The organism is Pseudoalteromonas sp. CnMc7-15, from assembly GCF_022347925.1.
GTDB classification, from domain to species: domain Bacteria; phylum Pseudomonadota; class Gammaproteobacteria; order Enterobacterales; family Alteromonadaceae; genus Pseudoalteromonas; species Pseudoalteromonas ruthenica.
The window spans coordinates 331485-346217 of sequence record NZ_JAKRFT010000002.1; the positions used below are offsets into that span (position 1 = coordinate 331485).

At 47.8% G+C, this 14733-nt stretch carries 18 protein-coding genes; 7 read left to right on the forward strand and 11 right to left on the reverse strand.

What is annotated here, in order from left to right:
* Positions 1-2: 2 nt before the first annotated feature.
* The 5 genes from MHM95_RS05275 to dapA all read right to left on the reverse strand — a co-directional run bounded on the left by MHM95_RS05275 (position 3) and on the right by dapA (position 3091).
* Positions 3-248 carry an acyl carrier protein gene (locus MHM95_RS05275; protein WP_022945170.1) on the reverse strand — a complete coding sequence of 82 codons (246 nt, stop codon included), beginning with the start codon at positions 246-248 and terminating at the stop codon, positions 3-5.
* Positions 249-261: 13 nt separating this feature from the next.
* On the reverse strand, positions 262-525 hold the full coding sequence (locus tag MHM95_RS05280) for a phosphopantetheine-binding protein (RefSeq protein ID WP_022945171.1): 264 nt from the start codon (positions 523-525) through the stop codon (positions 262-264).
* Positions 522-1292, reverse strand: a complete 771-nt coding sequence (locus MHM95_RS05285) for a lysophospholipid acyltransferase family protein (RefSeq protein ID WP_239384583.1) — start codon at positions 1290-1292, stop codon at positions 522-524. Before MHM95_RS05285 ends, MHM95_RS05280 begins: the two co-directional genes overlap by 4 nt.
* On the reverse strand, positions 1282-1983 hold the full coding sequence (locus MHM95_RS05290; RefSeq protein WP_239384584.1) for a beta-ketoacyl synthase chain length factor: 702 nt from the start codon (positions 1981-1983) through the stop codon (positions 1282-1284). The genes MHM95_RS05285 and MHM95_RS05290 overlap by 11 nt, the downstream gene beginning before the upstream one ends.
* A gap of 190 nt (positions 1984-2173) precedes the next feature.
* Positions 2174-3091, reverse strand: a complete 918-nt coding sequence (gene dapA, locus MHM95_RS05295; protein WP_239384925.1) for a 4-hydroxy-tetrahydrodipicolinate synthase — start codon at positions 3089-3091, stop codon at positions 2174-2176.
* Between the two features lie 175 nt (positions 3092-3266).
* Here dapA and MHM95_RS05300 point away from each other — a divergent pair, with 175 nt between their 5' ends.
* From MHM95_RS05300 to MHM95_RS05315, 4 genes are all read left to right on the forward strand, one after another.
* Positions 3267-3920 (forward strand): DUF6058 family natural product biosynthesis protein, encoded by a 654-nt coding sequence (locus MHM95_RS05300; protein ID WP_239384585.1) that lies wholly within the window; start codon positions 3267-3269, stop codon positions 3918-3920.
* Positions 3921-4199: 279 nt separating this feature from the next.
* Positions 4200-4454 carry a type B 50S ribosomal protein L31 gene (locus MHM95_RS05305; protein WP_022945176.1) on the forward strand — a complete coding sequence of 85 codons (255 nt, stop codon included), beginning with the start codon at positions 4200-4202 and terminating at the stop codon, positions 4452-4454.
* Positions 4451-4594, forward strand: coding sequence for a type B 50S ribosomal protein L36 (gene ykgO / locus MHM95_RS05310; RefSeq protein WP_022945177.1), 144 nt, complete (start codon positions 4451-4453; stop codon positions 4592-4594). The genes MHM95_RS05305 and ykgO overlap by 4 nt, the downstream gene beginning before the upstream one ends.
* Positions 4595-4704: 110 nt before the next feature.
* On the forward strand, positions 4705-5787 hold the full coding sequence (locus tag MHM95_RS05315; RefSeq protein ID WP_239384586.1) for a substrate-binding domain-containing protein: 1083 nt from the start codon (positions 4705-4707) through the stop codon (positions 5785-5787).
* 16 nt (positions 5788-5803) lie between these two features.
* Here the strand turns inward: MHM95_RS05315 and MHM95_RS05320 are convergent, their stop codons facing one another.
* The 6 genes from MHM95_RS05320 to ybaK form a co-directional block, all read right to left on the reverse strand.
* Positions 5804-6205 carry a cytochrome b562 gene (locus MHM95_RS05320; RefSeq protein WP_239384587.1) on the reverse strand — a complete coding sequence of 134 codons (402 nt, stop codon included), beginning with the start codon at positions 6203-6205 and terminating at the stop codon, positions 5804-5806.
* A 64-nt stretch (positions 6206-6269) separates the two neighbouring features.
* Positions 6270-6920 carry a flavin reductase gene (locus tag MHM95_RS05325; protein ID WP_138587449.1) on the reverse strand — a complete coding sequence of 217 codons (651 nt, stop codon included), beginning with the start codon at positions 6918-6920 and terminating at the stop codon, positions 6270-6272.
* 17 nt (positions 6921-6937) lie between these two features.
* Positions 6938-7648, reverse strand: coding sequence for an SDR family NAD(P)-dependent oxidoreductase (locus tag MHM95_RS05330; RefSeq protein ID WP_239384588.1), 711 nt, complete (start codon positions 7646-7648; stop codon positions 6938-6940).
* On the reverse strand, positions 7627-8016 hold the full coding sequence (locus MHM95_RS05335) for a DUF393 domain-containing protein (protein WP_239384589.1): 390 nt from the start codon (positions 8014-8016) through the stop codon (positions 7627-7629). Before MHM95_RS05335 ends, MHM95_RS05330 begins: the two co-directional genes overlap by 22 nt.
* A gap of 99 nt (positions 8017-8115) precedes the next feature.
* Positions 8116-10377, reverse strand: a complete 2262-nt coding sequence (locus MHM95_RS05340) for an acyl-CoA dehydrogenase (RefSeq protein WP_022945183.1) — start codon at positions 10375-10377, stop codon at positions 8116-8118.
* Between the two features lie 278 nt (positions 10378-10655).
* The gene (gene ybaK / locus MHM95_RS05345) at positions 10656-11117 is read right to left on the reverse strand and encodes a Cys-tRNA(Pro) deacylase (RefSeq protein ID WP_022945184.1); all 462 of its coding nucleotides are present in this window, start codon (positions 11115-11117) and stop codon (positions 10656-10658) included.
* A gap of 258 nt (positions 11118-11375) precedes the next feature.
* Between ybaK and MHM95_RS05350 the strand changes: the two genes are divergently transcribed.
* The 3 genes from MHM95_RS05350 to MHM95_RS05360 are packed head-to-tail and all read left to right on the forward strand — an operon-like array spanning position 11376 to position 14719.
* Positions 11376-12188: a hypothetical protein gene (locus MHM95_RS05350; RefSeq protein WP_239384590.1), complete on the forward strand. Its 813-nt coding sequence runs from the start codon at positions 11376-11378 to the stop codon at positions 12186-12188.
* Positions 12189-13229, forward strand: coding sequence for an ABC transporter substrate-binding protein (locus MHM95_RS05355; protein WP_239384591.1), 1041 nt, complete (start codon positions 12189-12191; stop codon positions 13227-13229).
* Entirely contained in the window at positions 13229-14719 is a 1491-nt protein-coding gene (locus tag MHM95_RS05360) for an iron ABC transporter permease (protein WP_045979906.1), read from the forward strand. The genes MHM95_RS05355 and MHM95_RS05360 overlap by 1 nt, the downstream gene beginning before the upstream one ends.
* The last annotated feature ends 14 nt before the right edge of the window (positions 14720-14733 follow it).

Below are 14733 nucleotides of genomic sequence, written 5' to 3' on the forward strand. Positions count from 1 at the left end.
CCTTAAGCGACTAGTTTATGTACTTCATCAACCACATCCGATACCGTGCGTACCTGCTTAAAGGCTTCAGGTTCGATCTTTTTACCGGTGATTTCACGCAGCTTCACGACTAAGTCGACGGCATCAATGCTATCGAGATCGAGATCTTCATACAAGCTAGCTTGCATGGAGATATCATCGGCTTCAATTTCAAAGTCGTTTTCTAAAATGCCACGTAATACGTCGTAAATTTCAGCAGCGGTTTTCATGTCTTCTTCACTCTTAGGTGTTGTTGCGGGATTGTTCGATAAACTCAGCGAGCGCATTAATTGAGGCAAAATGCGCTTTGGTTTGCTCTGAATTGGCATCAATTTTCACATTAAACTCTTTTTTAATCGCCAAGCCGAGTTCTAAAGCATCGATGCTATCTAGACCAAGGCCGTCAACAAACAAAGGTTCGCTGTCATCAATGTCATCAACGCTGACATCTTCCAGGTCTAAACTGTTTATAATTAGTTGTTTTAGTTGTAACTTTAACTCATTCATAATTTTTCTACTTGGTTATGAAAATAGGTTTGCAAATACCGAGTCAGCGCGCGCGACTGCACACTTACCGGTTGTTCATCTTGCAGCCATGGCTGCGGCTGCTCTTGGGCAACTTGCAGATGCATGTGCGCTTTCACGGGCGCCACACGATACCAAGGCACCCCTTTGGTTAAGGTGCTCGGCTGCATTGTAATTAACACCGCCCTTATCGGACATTGTGCTCGTAAAGCAATATTTGCCGCTCCACGCTTAAAACGGTTCAGTCTGCCACCGTGAGAGCGCGTACCTTCCGGAAATATAATGAGATTATTACCTTGTGCTAAAGAGCGCTCACAATCTTCGAGCAGACCTTGTGGGTCGGCATTACTTATATAGCCAGTGCTTTTTATCACGCCACGCATAAACGGGTTTTTAAATAAGTGGGCTTTAACGACACAATCAGCATTGGGAATGGCAGATATCAGCACCACTACGTCAATGAGGCTGGGGTGATTAGCCAACACCAACTCCCCTTTTAGCGTTTTCAGCACCTGTTTGTCATACACGTGAAAACCAATAACGCCCAAGGTATCCATCAATGCCACGAAGAAGCGAAAGCTATAATGCACCACTTTTCGAGCCCGAGCTTGACGCACATGCGGGTCGTGATAACACACACGCTGTAGCGGGAAAACCAATACACTGAGCACAACACCGCCAAGACCAAAGACACTGAAACAAAAACCAGTGCCCAGCACACGCCAACAATAGTTCAGTTTACTGAGCATAATGCCAACGCCACTTTCCTACATCTATCGACTGATTGTGGATTGCGGCGTGCGCAAACCGTAGCGCCGATAAAGACGGTTCTGGTTGAGCATCAAGCAACTCTTGAAGGTCATAGCCATGCCCATTGATATTTTTTTTCAGTACTAAGGCAACACAATGATCCACCTGTTCTTCGTCAGCGTATTGCGCGTATATGTCAGGGAGTGCCCTATCCACATGAAGAAGTAAAACACGCTCAGCGTCACCACTGTGTAACTGCAAGTAAGCTTCGATGAGTGCACTTGAGAAAGTGCTCCGACCACCTGCAATCGCACTTACTGCAGCGGTATTGTTTGTTAGTATTGATAACAAACCGGAAACTGCATTATGTACGGAAAGACCAAATTGAGTTGGCGACAATGGCTGCTGCTCAACTAATTGCTCGAGCAAGTCAGACGTTTTATGTAAATCGCCGTGACGCGAGGAGAATACAACAGGCATTGCGTGTGCATCTATATTAACCATATTGGCACAGCTAAGCGCCATTTTCGCAAATAAGCTCAGACGCCGGCGCTGCATCGGCTTCACCCAGCTGACATCAATGTCGCTGTTAATTGTTGCCAAAGAAGCAATAACGTCTGTTATTGCTGGGTCTTTGACCTGCGCCGTCGGCGGCACATATATCGCTAACTTTTCAACAGCACACTTCATCGCTAAAGTCCGTTTTCCACAAGGGCGCAAATAGTACTGGATTGTTATTTAAATAGCAAAAAATGTAGCACTAATTAACTGCAGGTTAAGGGAGTGGAATGTCCAAGCAGTGCCCCAGCTATTGCAGGTTATCGGCAAAGAAGTGAATGGCGAGTGCGCAACGCGCACTCTAACTTTGGGCGTGGTTGCTTTAGATATAGACGACGGCTTGTTTATCTATCATTTCCGGCTGCGCGTCGCCAACTAGCTCACCGCGTTGCAATTGCGCCATGAGCGCCTTACCTTGGGCTTGCTGCTGCTCGCTCAGTGGCACATATGGAAGTCTAAACACCGGTTTAACCGCTGCCGTCATCGCCAACGCGGTATTGATAGCAACCGGGTTGGGTTCACAAAACAGCCACTGCATGAGCGGCTTAAGCTCCTCATTGCGCTGCGGTTGTGGTGTGCGCATCAAATCACAAAATAACTCAGGTATCAGGTTGGTTGTTACTGAAATCACACCGTGGGCGTCAAACTCATGGATTGCATCATGCGCTTCGTCGTCGTTGCCTGACCAGCAAGCAATGCCCTGGCGCTCGTAGGCGGCAATACGTTCATTGCCACCGCACTCCTTAACGCCGACAAAGTTTTTATGCTCTGCAAGCGGAGTCATAATATCAGGAGTCAAATCCTGACCCGTACGCCCAGGTACGTTGTAAATAAACGCTGGGCCAATATCAAGAAGGCGGCTAAAGTGCTCTTTCAAACCCGCCTCTGAGGTACGTCCATAATAAGGATTAATCTGCAACGATGCATGCATCCCTTTTGCGAACCCATAGGTGGTTGCTTTAATCGCTTCGCGGGTGTTGTTACTGCCAGTATTTCCGACTATCAATAACTTATCAGCAAACTGCGAAACACTGTGGGCAATAAGCATCAGGTGCTCTTCCCAATTCATCAGTTGACCTTCACCCGTAGTACCGCCGACCACAATACCATCAACGCCAGCGGCGATTTGTCTTTCAACTAGTTTATCAAAGGTGGATAAGCATACCTCACCCGTTTGTGTATAAGGCGTCTTTATCGCCGTGATCACACGAGCTTGGCGTATTTTTTCCATTGAGCGCATAGACATAGAAATAATCTCATTTATTCTTTTATAGCAACATTTAATCATATCCATCGCCGCAATGGCAGATGTCTATGACTGATAGACGTGTTTATGCTAACAAATTATACGCCTTGCATCTGAATTGCATTTGAACCACAATAACTGTACATATGTACAGTTAACTGATTTACCAATGCATCTACTCGACTACCTTGAACAGTTCTACTATCGCGAAGAGTCTTTGTGTCAGCTGCTCGGTATCGAGCAAGAACAATTACAACACTGGCAACACTTACGTATATTTCCTCAGGCCAGCTATAGCCTTGAGAACAGTATTCAGTGCCACTCTTACCAAGGGATCTTTCCCTGCCAAGTATTTTGGCAGTATTATCCCGTAGCCATGCAAGATTGGGGCAGACAGCTGCAAAAGTCCGATATTGAAAGTGCTAGCACGGCATTTATTCTGTTTGCTCAACGTGCGCAGGGGGCGTTACAAAACTTGCAACAAGACGGCGTATTCATTGATGAGAGTTATACCGAAGACTTTGACGAGCGCCTCACCCACCTTTGGCAGCAATTTCTCACTGGTCAATTCGGCACACAAACTCGCAATGGGCAAATAGAAGAAATCATGCAAATGGATGCATTGCGTTATAGCATTGATACGATTACTGAGGGACTCACTGTTCACGCTCTAGACAAAACCCAACGTCAACAGTTACACCCTGTTATGAAGCAGTTTTCCAAAGTGTTGATTCAGCCGCCAAGCCATGAATATGACCAGTCTTTGCGTGCTCGCTACCTGGATAAATTGACCATGAAGTACGATTTATCAGTAAAAGTGTAGAGTGGCTGTGCTACATCACGTGCTTACAAGTATTAGCATCAGGTCAGTACGCCTTTATATAACTTGGCGCGCTCAGCCCTGTTTATTTGCTAATGAGGGTGCAACATAACGCACCCGCCTCTACTAAAACAGCTCTTCAATGCTAAACATCACTGTGCATGGCTTCTGGCCTGCGCGTTGTAATAGGCACGGCAAACAGATTCTCGTCAAACAAATGAGAATTAGTTGCAACAACCTTAACCAAATGATATGTTATCACATAATTAAGGAGGTATTGCTATGAAACCTAATATTCACCCTCGCTACCAAAAAGTGGCCTTTCATGATACATCAGCTGATCAATACTTTGTGATTGGTTCAACCATTCACACTGACAGAACCGTAACCCTTGATGGCGTTTCCTACCCTTACGTCGCTATTGATATCTCTAGTGCGTCTCACCCCTTCTACACCGGCAAACAAAAAGCCGTAGGTAAAGATGGCCGTATAGCTCAGTTTAACCGTCGTTTTAAAGGCTTAGGAGCAAGAAAATGAAAGTATTGAGCTCGTTAAAAAGCGCCAAGAGTCGCCCCGGTACGCAAGTGGTAAAACGTCGCGGCCGCGTATTCGTTATTTGCAAATCCAACCCTCGCTTTAAAGCAGTGCAAGGAAAAGGCGGCAAAAAGCGCAAATAATGTAAAAGTGGTGCGTAAATAGCCAATTGACTGTTTACGTACCAGTCTAAACTTTACTGTTTGTGGCCCTATGCATACACTTAAATCTCTTCCGCTATTGCATGGTCACAATGAAGTATCTTCTGTTTACACTGCTCTGTTATATCGCCCTCGCCTTTAACAGCCCCCAAGTCGAGGCGCAAACTGCATCACCAGCGCTAAAAGTCTACTTTGTGAATCCCGGTCATCAATTTAATAATGCCACGGGTTTGTTTTGGCGTGATGTGAGCTCTGCCATGAACAGCGTCGCAGAAGATTTAAATATCGAATTGACGGTGAGTTACGCCAACCGAAACCACATCTTAATGAAGTCGCAGCTACGCCAAGCAATGAGCAGTGATGCCGACTACCTTGTTGTGGTTGACGAAAAGAAGGCGGTAACACAGTGGCTCAATGGCTCTCCCGAAATCACCAAGCCTATTTTGTTTATATTTAACGCCCCAGATGACGAGGTATTAGAAACTAAACCACAATGGTTCATTGGTTATCTTGCCCCCAATAACTTCGACGCAGGCTATCAGTTGGCAAATGCTTTATACCACATTGCGAAGTCGCGCTTTGCTCATGGCACAACCCTCAACTTATTAGCTCTGCATGGAGATTACAGCACTGACTCGGCAATCAGCCGCAAGCATGGCTTAGAACTTTTCTTACGCCAGCACCACGATATTAAGTTAGTACACAGCGATGTCGCTAATTGGTCTCAAGAGGAAGGGTTTCGAAAAAGTATCCGAGCCTTAGCCCGGTTCAAAGAAATTAATATGGTGTGGGCGGCCAATGACCCCATCGCCAACGGTGTTGTGCGTGCTGCCCGTAATGCTCGGGGAGAGACGCAGCCTGTTATCGGCGGTATCAATTGGGACAAGGTCCCAAGCAATGTCAGTGCAGATGTATCTGTCGGCGGGCATGTACTGCTCGGAGCCGCTGCGCTTATTGCTCTTTACGACGCCCATATACTTGAGCGGCCCTTCGGCTCTGATGCCAATTACCCAATATTCGCCGCCAATGATCCGCAATTTACGCCCCTTATTAATGCGTTGCACAATAAGGGACTAGGGGATATCGACTTTACTCGGTTTAGCAAAACTGCAGCGCAACCGTTAGATTTCACTTTATCCAACCTCGCGCAATGCTTAGCATCGCGCTGCCCTTAAAAACGAGTATTAATCGTTAGCCGAACAATAGCTCCCAGAAGCCTGGCGGTTCATGCAACTCATGATACTTTTTACGCAGCATATCGATGTCTTTGAGAGTTTCACGGGCAGCCTCAAGTTGCCCCTGAGAAAGTTGTTGTTCAGCCGAGGCTATACGCTCAAGCACCTTATCCAACCCCTGTTGTGATTGCTCTGCTGCTTTTGAGAAGCGCGCTCGTTTGGCCTCTTGTACACGCTCTTTCAGGTCCTTCAGAGCATTACTCATGATTGTCGGTTGCTGCGCCTTCATTGCTTGTTTGTAGCTATGGCCCATGTTTTTCATCACCGCTTCAAGGTCGACCTGCTGAGATTGAGCCTGGGACAAACATGGCAAAGTAAATAAAATAAGGGCGCTAAAGCGCGTTAGTAATGGCAACATAGTTACATCTCTTGTCTTTTGAGTCGCTATTGTACCGATGCATCGACAGGACACAAGCGCCCTGTCAATCCCCTTTACACTTCGCCTCAAGTACTGTCGGTTCACTGTCTGGCTGGGCGTAATGTAAGCGCCCCAGAGCGTGACCCACATGATAGCCATCTAACCCCGCCACCGCGACCGTTTGCAAGCTGTTGAGGTCGATATGGCCATCTTCAAACAAGGCCGGCTGCTTAAGTACCACCTGTTCGATTTCACCGATCAACATGATGGTACCGTTGTACTCTATTGGCTGCTCGCTTAGCAGCTTTACGCTATAACAAAGCTGACTCTCGGCCACACTGGGCGCGGGGCAATCAGCAATAAATTCGGCAGTGAGGCCAGTGGCTGAGAACTCACTCTCACCTGCTGGGTATTTGGCCGATGTTTGATGCGCCTGCTGCCAAAAGGATTGGTGAACTTGGTTCAAGGTGTACCAACCGGTTTCCCGAATATTGGCCAGAGTGTGGCGCTCGACCACGTCAGGGCGCATGATCATCCCCACCAGCGGGGGCTGCGCCCCTAGGTGTACCACTGAGCTGACAATGGCAAGATTATGCCGCCCTTGATGATCTGCAGTGCCCACTAAATTGGCACTTTTATAGCCGGACAAAGAGTTAATAAAATGAGCGCGATACCGCGATGGCATCTGCTCAATGTCGTGTTTACTAAAATGCATAAAAACGCTCTTTATAATTAAAATTGAATAGCAGATTTGTCCCAATCAAAGTAGCCACACTCAGGTAAGTCCTGCGTTTCCAAAGTGAGCTCACGCAGCCGCTGAGCCACAAAAGTAGGCGTAAACAGTTTGTGCTCGGGAACATTTTTTTGAAAAGGTTTAGATAGTGGTGTATCCGTGGTGCCAGGATGAAACAGCACGAACTTTGCTTGTTTGTGGGTGCGTCGCACCTCCACAGAAGCGGTTTTCACTAACATATTCAGCGCCGCCTTGGAGGCCCGATAACTGTACCAACCTCCCAATCGGTTATCGCTAATGCTGCCAACTCGGGCGCTAAAAATGGTTACCACAGACGGTTCATTACGAGGGACTAATACCGGTGTATGCTTAAGCCACAACATGGGAACAAGGGTGTTGGCTCTTATCACCTCACTGAATTGCTGTTCATTAAAAGCCGATAAGGATTTTTCTGGGGCCACGCCTTGGCCATGCAAAACGCCATTGCAGATGTAGATATAGTCAAATCGCTGCCCGTTGAGCTCCTTCACCCACTCATTAATAGCCTCATCATCATAATCAACGAGGTAATGCGGGCTGCGCTCAAGGCTACTGCGCGAAACTGATGTAACCTTCACCTGTTGCTGTTCAAGGTCTTCAATAAGGGCTTTCGCAATTGCGCTTGAAGCGCCGATGATCAACGCCTGTTTCATGACTTGGGATTGCGACATTGGTTATTCGCACACTGACTAGGCATTAATAGCCGAGAAACAGGGAGGCGATAACGAGCGAAGAGTCGGTACGCAATATCCGCAAACCATTTAATGACCGGCCAGCGTAAAACAGCCAGCCATCGCATCTTGCCGACTTGTCGCCACACTCGCACCGTGGCATCTAAACCGAGGTACAGTTGCCCCTGCTCGTCCACGGCATGCAAAATACGATTAGCGGCGCTGAATTGCACCTGCGGATAAGCGGCCATGGTTTGACTATCGTGAATATCAACGAGCTGAACTTCATCTTGCATATCCGCTTTTTTTAATTTCCTCATTTCCGCCACACACAGCGGACATTGCGCATCATAGAATAAGGTGATCATACTTACCTCCGCAAACAAATACGCACCATAGATGGGAGAAGATCAAAAAAGCCCTTGGCCGGAGCTCAAGGGCTTGTGTGATGCGTTGGCATCTATCAGTTAACTAGCATTACGCAACGTCGTGGTTTCGCCATCGGCGCGCTCACCATTAGGAGTTAATAAGTTCATATCGTAATCAAACTCATCAACACGAATAGCCAGCTCACGCTTGTTGTTATAGTCAATAAGTGACGCGTACTGCTGCGCGTCAATAACGCTTGCCGCTAACGCGTTGTCGAGAGTTTCGCTAAAGCGTACGCCTGAGCGGATCTGCTTCGACTTAATAGCCTTGCGCACTTTCGCTAGGCTGTCTAGGTTAGCCAGTTTTGCTTTGTAAGCTTGCTCATTAATGTCATGGCCATCACCTGGCGTTGGCTTAACGAGATGCGTCAGTTGCGCTTTAATATTGGTATCAAGCTGTGCTTGCTTCGCCAGCTCACGTACCAACTCGTCGCCGATAGCAGGCATTTTGTAGCCATACTGCCATGTCAAAAAGCGCATGAACTTACGCGTACCAGACGCAGGGAAGTTATCCAAGAATGCATGCAATGCCTTTTCCGCCTGCTGCAACGCCCAACGAGTTGCATAGTGGAAGTAAGGAGCCGCTTGCTCTCTATCCTCAGCACTGACTTTTTGCTCATAGTATTTAATGGATGCCATAGCTGCATACATGTAGCTCATCACATCACCTAAACGCGCTGACAACATTTCTGCTTGCTTAAGCTTGCCACCTAACACCAATAGCGAGAAATCGGCGTATACCGCTAAACGAGAGGATAGCTTATGTACCGCTTTTTCATATTCACGCACCTCTGGCAAGTTTGACTGACTTGACGCAGTGAACGGGAGCATGCCGTGCTTAAATGCACGAAGTGCGTTTGCTGTGCTGTAACCCACAGTTTTGCGCAAGATGCGATTGAACGTCGCGTCGGCATCTTTTTCCTGTGAGTGAATCGCCTCAACCATGTTTTGCAGATACGGGTGACAACGCATTACACCTTGACCAAAGATCATCAGGTTACGCGTCAAAATGTTTGCGCCTTCAACGGTGATAGCGATAGGCTGCGCCACAAAGCCGCTAGCTAGGGTGTTTTGCGGGCCGCGTTGAATCGCTTTACCGGCCTGAATATCCATTGCTGAATTAAGCACATCGCGACCAATTTCAGTCATGTGGTATTTGGCAATAGCGGTTACCACTGATGGCTTCAAGCCCATGCCAAGTCCTTCGGTGGTCAGCACTCGCATGGCTTCTTGTAAGTAAGTTTTACCGGCAATATCCGCGAGTTTTTCCTGGATACCCTCAAATTGGCCAATAGCCAAGCCGAATTGCTCACGCACAGCGGCGTATTCTGCGGCGCCTTTAAAGGATACTTGTGATACAGATACGCCCAGTGCAGGTAGTGAAATACCGCGCCCTGCGCCTAAACAGCTCACCAGCATTTGCCAACCACGACCAATATTCTGTTGTCCGCCGATGATGAACTCCATCGGGATAAAGACTTTCTCGCCGCGTGTCGTGCCATTATAAAAACGCACGCCCATCGGGTCGTGACGGTTACCTAATTGCACGCCAGGGTGGTCATGAGGAATAAGCGCACAAGTGATACCTAGGTTTTCTTTGCCACCGAGTAGGCCATCAGGGTCTACTACTTTGAACGCCAAACCCAGTACAGTCGCGATAGGGGCTAAGGTGATATAACGTTTATCCCAAGTGACCTCAAGACCTAATACTTTCTTACCCTCAAACTCACCCTCTTTAACCACACCAATGTCTGGGATACCACCGGCGTCAGAGCCGGCCTCAGGGCTAGTTAGCGCGAAGCAAGGAATGTCGCGGCCATCAGCTAGGCGTGGTAAATAGTGATTTTGTTGCTCGTCAGTGCCGTAGTGAAGCAGTAACTCACCTGGGCCTAGAGAGTTAGGCACCATGACTGTCACTGCCACCGCCGAGGATTTCGTTGAGATTGTCGCAACGATGGTAGAGTTTGCATATGGGCTGAACTCTAAACCGCCAAACTTTTTCGGGATGATTAACGAGAAAAAGCGCTCTTTTTTAAGAAATTCTAGAATATGCTCAGGGAGATGATTACCCGATTGGATTTCGGTCTCGTCAATCATCTCTAGCAATTGTGCCACTGGGCCGTCGAGGAATGCCTGCTCTTCGGCACTCAAGGTTGCCGCTGGCACATCGCGCAGGGCAGCAAAGTCAGGTTTACCCCGGTAAATCGAGCCCTCTAACCAAACATCACCAGCGTCTAGCGCCTCTTGCTCGGTAACAGAAATACTCGGAAGGATTTTTTTCAATTTAGTACGTAAGCTCATAACCAACTCATCAGACCAGTTAATTTACCCACTATTACGGCATAAAAATACAAACAGATCAATTGGTCCAACCAGTTTTTTAACAGAAATTTCAATTCCCGTTTAAGTTGGTGCAATTAACACATTGAAATTAAATGGCTTTAAGCGCACAGTTGTACGCTGAATTTTTTGTTATTTATCTTGGTATCGGCTGAGACAAAAAAGGCAGGCGGGCTGTAAATCAAAACAATACCCAAAAGCTCGGGTAGTTAAGATAAGGAAAAGGCACAGAGCCGGTGCTAGAAGGCACCGAATTTTACTGGGAGTAACTGTACTAACACATCAGGTGCAATTGCCAGCTCAACGCCCCGCTTGCCTGCGCTGACATAAATACGCGGCTGTTGTTGTGCACTTTGATAAACAAAGGTCGGCAAGCGCTTTTTTTGCGCAAATGGGCTGACTCCCCCAAGCACATAGCCGGTAATGCGCTCAACTTCACTCGCACTGGCCATCGCCACCTTTTTACACCCCACTAATTTTGCCAGCGCTTTGGTATCGACCGTGCGATTGACTGTCGTAATGGCGACAACATAGTCATTATTCGCGGTTTTAAGAACCAAGGTTTTGAACACGCTTTCACAATCTAGAGAGAGCTTGGCAACGACTTCCTGGCCGTAATTGTCAGCTTGAGGGTCATGGCTAAAACTGAGCAACTCGTATGCGTGTTTGTGCTTTTCCAATAGGGTCACAGCGGGGGTCATAGTGTATCCGTATCTCTATCATCTGTAACTTAAAGCATACTGCGGGGTTAGCTCTTTGTCTATGTTTCAGAACCTAGCTAACTATATGATAACAAGGCTCTTATGTTAATTCTGTGTAACTTTAATCTAAGTTTCATAAAAGCTTCGTTAGGATGTCATGAAATCACTCATAAGGGGTTGTCTGCGTATTGATTAAGTGAGCCTCGAGGGATATGATAATAGCTATCATTTACACTTATACTTTTCGGTAATCTAATTATGAAAACATGGTCACACTCTATAAAACTTGCGGGCCTTGGCCTTGTTCTAGCCTCTGCCTTAGCCACTCAACCTGCCTTTGCAAACGGCCCAATCGGTGAGCACGTAAATCACCTACAGGAAAACTTAAAAGACTATTCAGAAGAAGTTGAATGGATGGTTGGCAAGGTTGATACCCTAGTCGGCAAATATGAACAGCAAGGCAAGAAGTCAGTAAACAGTGATGAGCTCATTGAATACTGGGAATCGGTTAAGTTCCACAGTGCCATTGAAACTAATTATGTGCCGGTTTATGCCTCGATTTGGCAAGGTTTGTACGGTGTAAAAATGGCCATTGATAATGGCGAACCTAGCAGCAACGTGCGTACCCAACAACAAGCCATGAATGCAGCCTTGTGGCAGGGTCTTGGGGCTGTTAAACTTGCCGCGCAGTACCAACAAAAAGGCTTGCTTGAGAGCGTTAAAACCACAGCAACGGAGTCCATGACCCAAAGTGCGACCATTGTTGAAATCAAGCACAAACTGGACCGCGTCGTTGCCAAATACGCAGAGCGTCTTAATGAAGAAGCGACCAGCATTGTCCACGATACCTACTTGCACCTTTTTGAAGGCGTAGAGGGCACGCTGATTGAGCAAGACGCTAACCTCGTTGAAGTACTAGAAAAAGATTTTAACGTTACGCTGCCTAAAGCCATCGCTGATGATAAAGGCGTTGATGCGGTGCGCAACGTTGTCATTGATATGCAAACAAAATTAGACCGCGCTAAGGCGTTGATTGAGAAAGCCGAAAAAGCACGTAAGGATGTATTTTAAGTGAAGCGTAGGACCTTTATTCAAGGCCTAGCTGCGTTAGGGGTGGCTGGTGCCTTGCCGCTGCCTCTGTCACGTGCATTTGCCGCGACCACAGCCAGTCCTGTTTCTGTTGATCAGTTACCGCGTTTAGAGGGGAAGCTGACGCTTTACCTTGGTCGCGGTGAAGGAGGCCTGTATGAAAACGTGTTACAAGCCATCCAAGACAAAAACCCCAAACTAGAGCTTGGGATCCGTCGTGGTCCGACTGCCGCTTTGGCAAATACTATTGTAGCCGAGGCCAAAATGGGCGTGCAGCGCGCCGATTTGTTCTGGGCCGTCGACTCTGGCGCTATAGGTCTGGTCACCGATGCAGGCTTAGCTCACCCCCTACCTGATGATCTGTCTGCCCAGCTTCAGCCCCAATTCCGTTACCCTGGTTGGGCTCCGGTGACTGGCAGGGTTCGCACTTTACCCTACAACACTGAGCGCCTAAGTGTTGAGCAGATCCCAACAGATATTATGGATATTGCCGAGAGCGACTTGAGCATCGGTTGGGCGCCCGCTTACGCTTCGTTCCAATCATTTGTCACGGCCATGCGCCTCATAGAAGGTGATGACAAAACCGCTAAATGGTTAAAGAAGGTGCAAAAACGCGCCAAATCCTATGCTGGCGAACTGGGCGTAGTGATGGCTGTTGAACGCGGTGAGGTAGATATTGGTTTTGCCAACCATTATTACACCTTAAGGTTGAAATCCGGTAAGCCCGATGCCAATTTAGCGTTAGCCTTTACCAATAATGATGCTGGCTGTTTAGTCAATGCCTCTGGTATTTTGGCTCTGAGCGAAGACCCATTAGCAGTGAACTTTATGCGCTACTTACTAAGCGCCGAAGTGCAAAGTTATCTCGCCCAGGAAGCCTATGAAATTCCGCTTATAAGCGGTGTTTCGCAGCCACAAGGGTTGCCGCCACTGGCTAGTATTTCACCACCCAAAGTAGACTTAACGCAACTAGCAGATTTGCGACCGACTCTCGATTTAATGCGCGCCAGCGGTGTGTTGTAATGCGCCTACCTGCGTCTTACCCTCTAGCGCTGCTCGCGGCGCTAGTTGCCCTAACCCCTGTGTATGTGCTGCTGAGCTTAGCAAGTGACGCTAACACCCTATTTGACAGTCATAATCTCGAGATTCTCGGCAACACCTTAGCGCTAATGGCATTGACCGTGTTGGGCTCCATCCTCATCGGCGTGCCTTTGGCGTTTATAAGCGCTTATGTGCACTTACCACTGAAAAAATTCTGGTTAGTGCTTTTTGCGGCTCCCCTCGCTATCCCGAGTTATATCGGTGCATTTACCTTGTATGCCGCATTCGGTCCTGGTGGCGAAATAGAAGGGTTGTTTGGCCTGACCACCGCGCCTATGTATGGTCTCAGCGGCGCAGCGATAGTGATGACCCTTTATACCTTTCCTTTTGTGATGATGACCACCCGCTCGTCGCTATTAAGCTTAGATGCCAGTATGGTCAACGCTGCGCGCACTTTAGGAATGTCCATGACCGGCAGTATTTTTAAGGTGATTTTACCGCGCGTGGTCAATGGTATCGCCGCCGGCTCGCTACTGGTCGCGTTGTATACCTTATCCGATTTTGGCACCCCAGCGATGATGCGCCTGGATACCTTCACCCGCGTTATCTACGTTGAATACAATGCCTTTGGCCTAAACCGAGCAGCAATGCTGTCATTACAGTTAATGTGCATTGTTGGTTTTTTATTGTTTTTAGAATCACAAATAAAAACCGCCACCGAGCGCCATGGTCGTGCGCTTATACTGTTCCCCAGTCGCTTGCAGTTAATGGGGTTATTTACCATTTTCACACCTATTCTGATGCTTGCTATTGGTTTGCCTTTGGCTATTTTTATGCTTTGGCTCGCCCGTGATGGCGTTGCCGATTTTGACATAAATATCGCCTGGAACTCGGCGTATGCGTCGATTATAGCCGCGCTCACCGCCGTGATTGTCGCCATCCCCGTTGCCCATGCGGCACTGACCGGCAAAGCCGGGCGTATTATGGAGCGCGTCACCTACTTTGGTTTTGGTATTCCCGGAATTGTTATGGGCACAGCATTGGTTTATGGTGGCCTGCAATTACCCCTGCTCTATCAAACCCTCGCCTTATTAGTGATTGCCTATGTACTGCGCTTTCTCCCTTTAGCCGTAGGTAGCATTCGTACCAGCACTGAACATTTGGATGGCAGTTTAGTCAAATCCGCACGGGTATTAGGTGCTTCTCCGAGGGAGGCCTTTATGCGCGTGACTTTGCCCCTGACTGCACGCGGCATTGTCGCTGGTGCTGCACTGGTATTTTTAGAGTCTATGCGCGAGCTCGAAGCAACTTTATTGCTTGGTCCAACTGGCTTTGAGACCCTGTCTACCTACCTATGGCGAGTGTATGAGGCCGGATATTTTGGTCGCGCAGCAATTCCAGGGCTACTTCTAGTAGTGATCTCCGCCGGCGGCCTCGCTATTATGCTTTCAGGCGAGAAACGCAGTAGTTAAACGTGAAGAGGAAA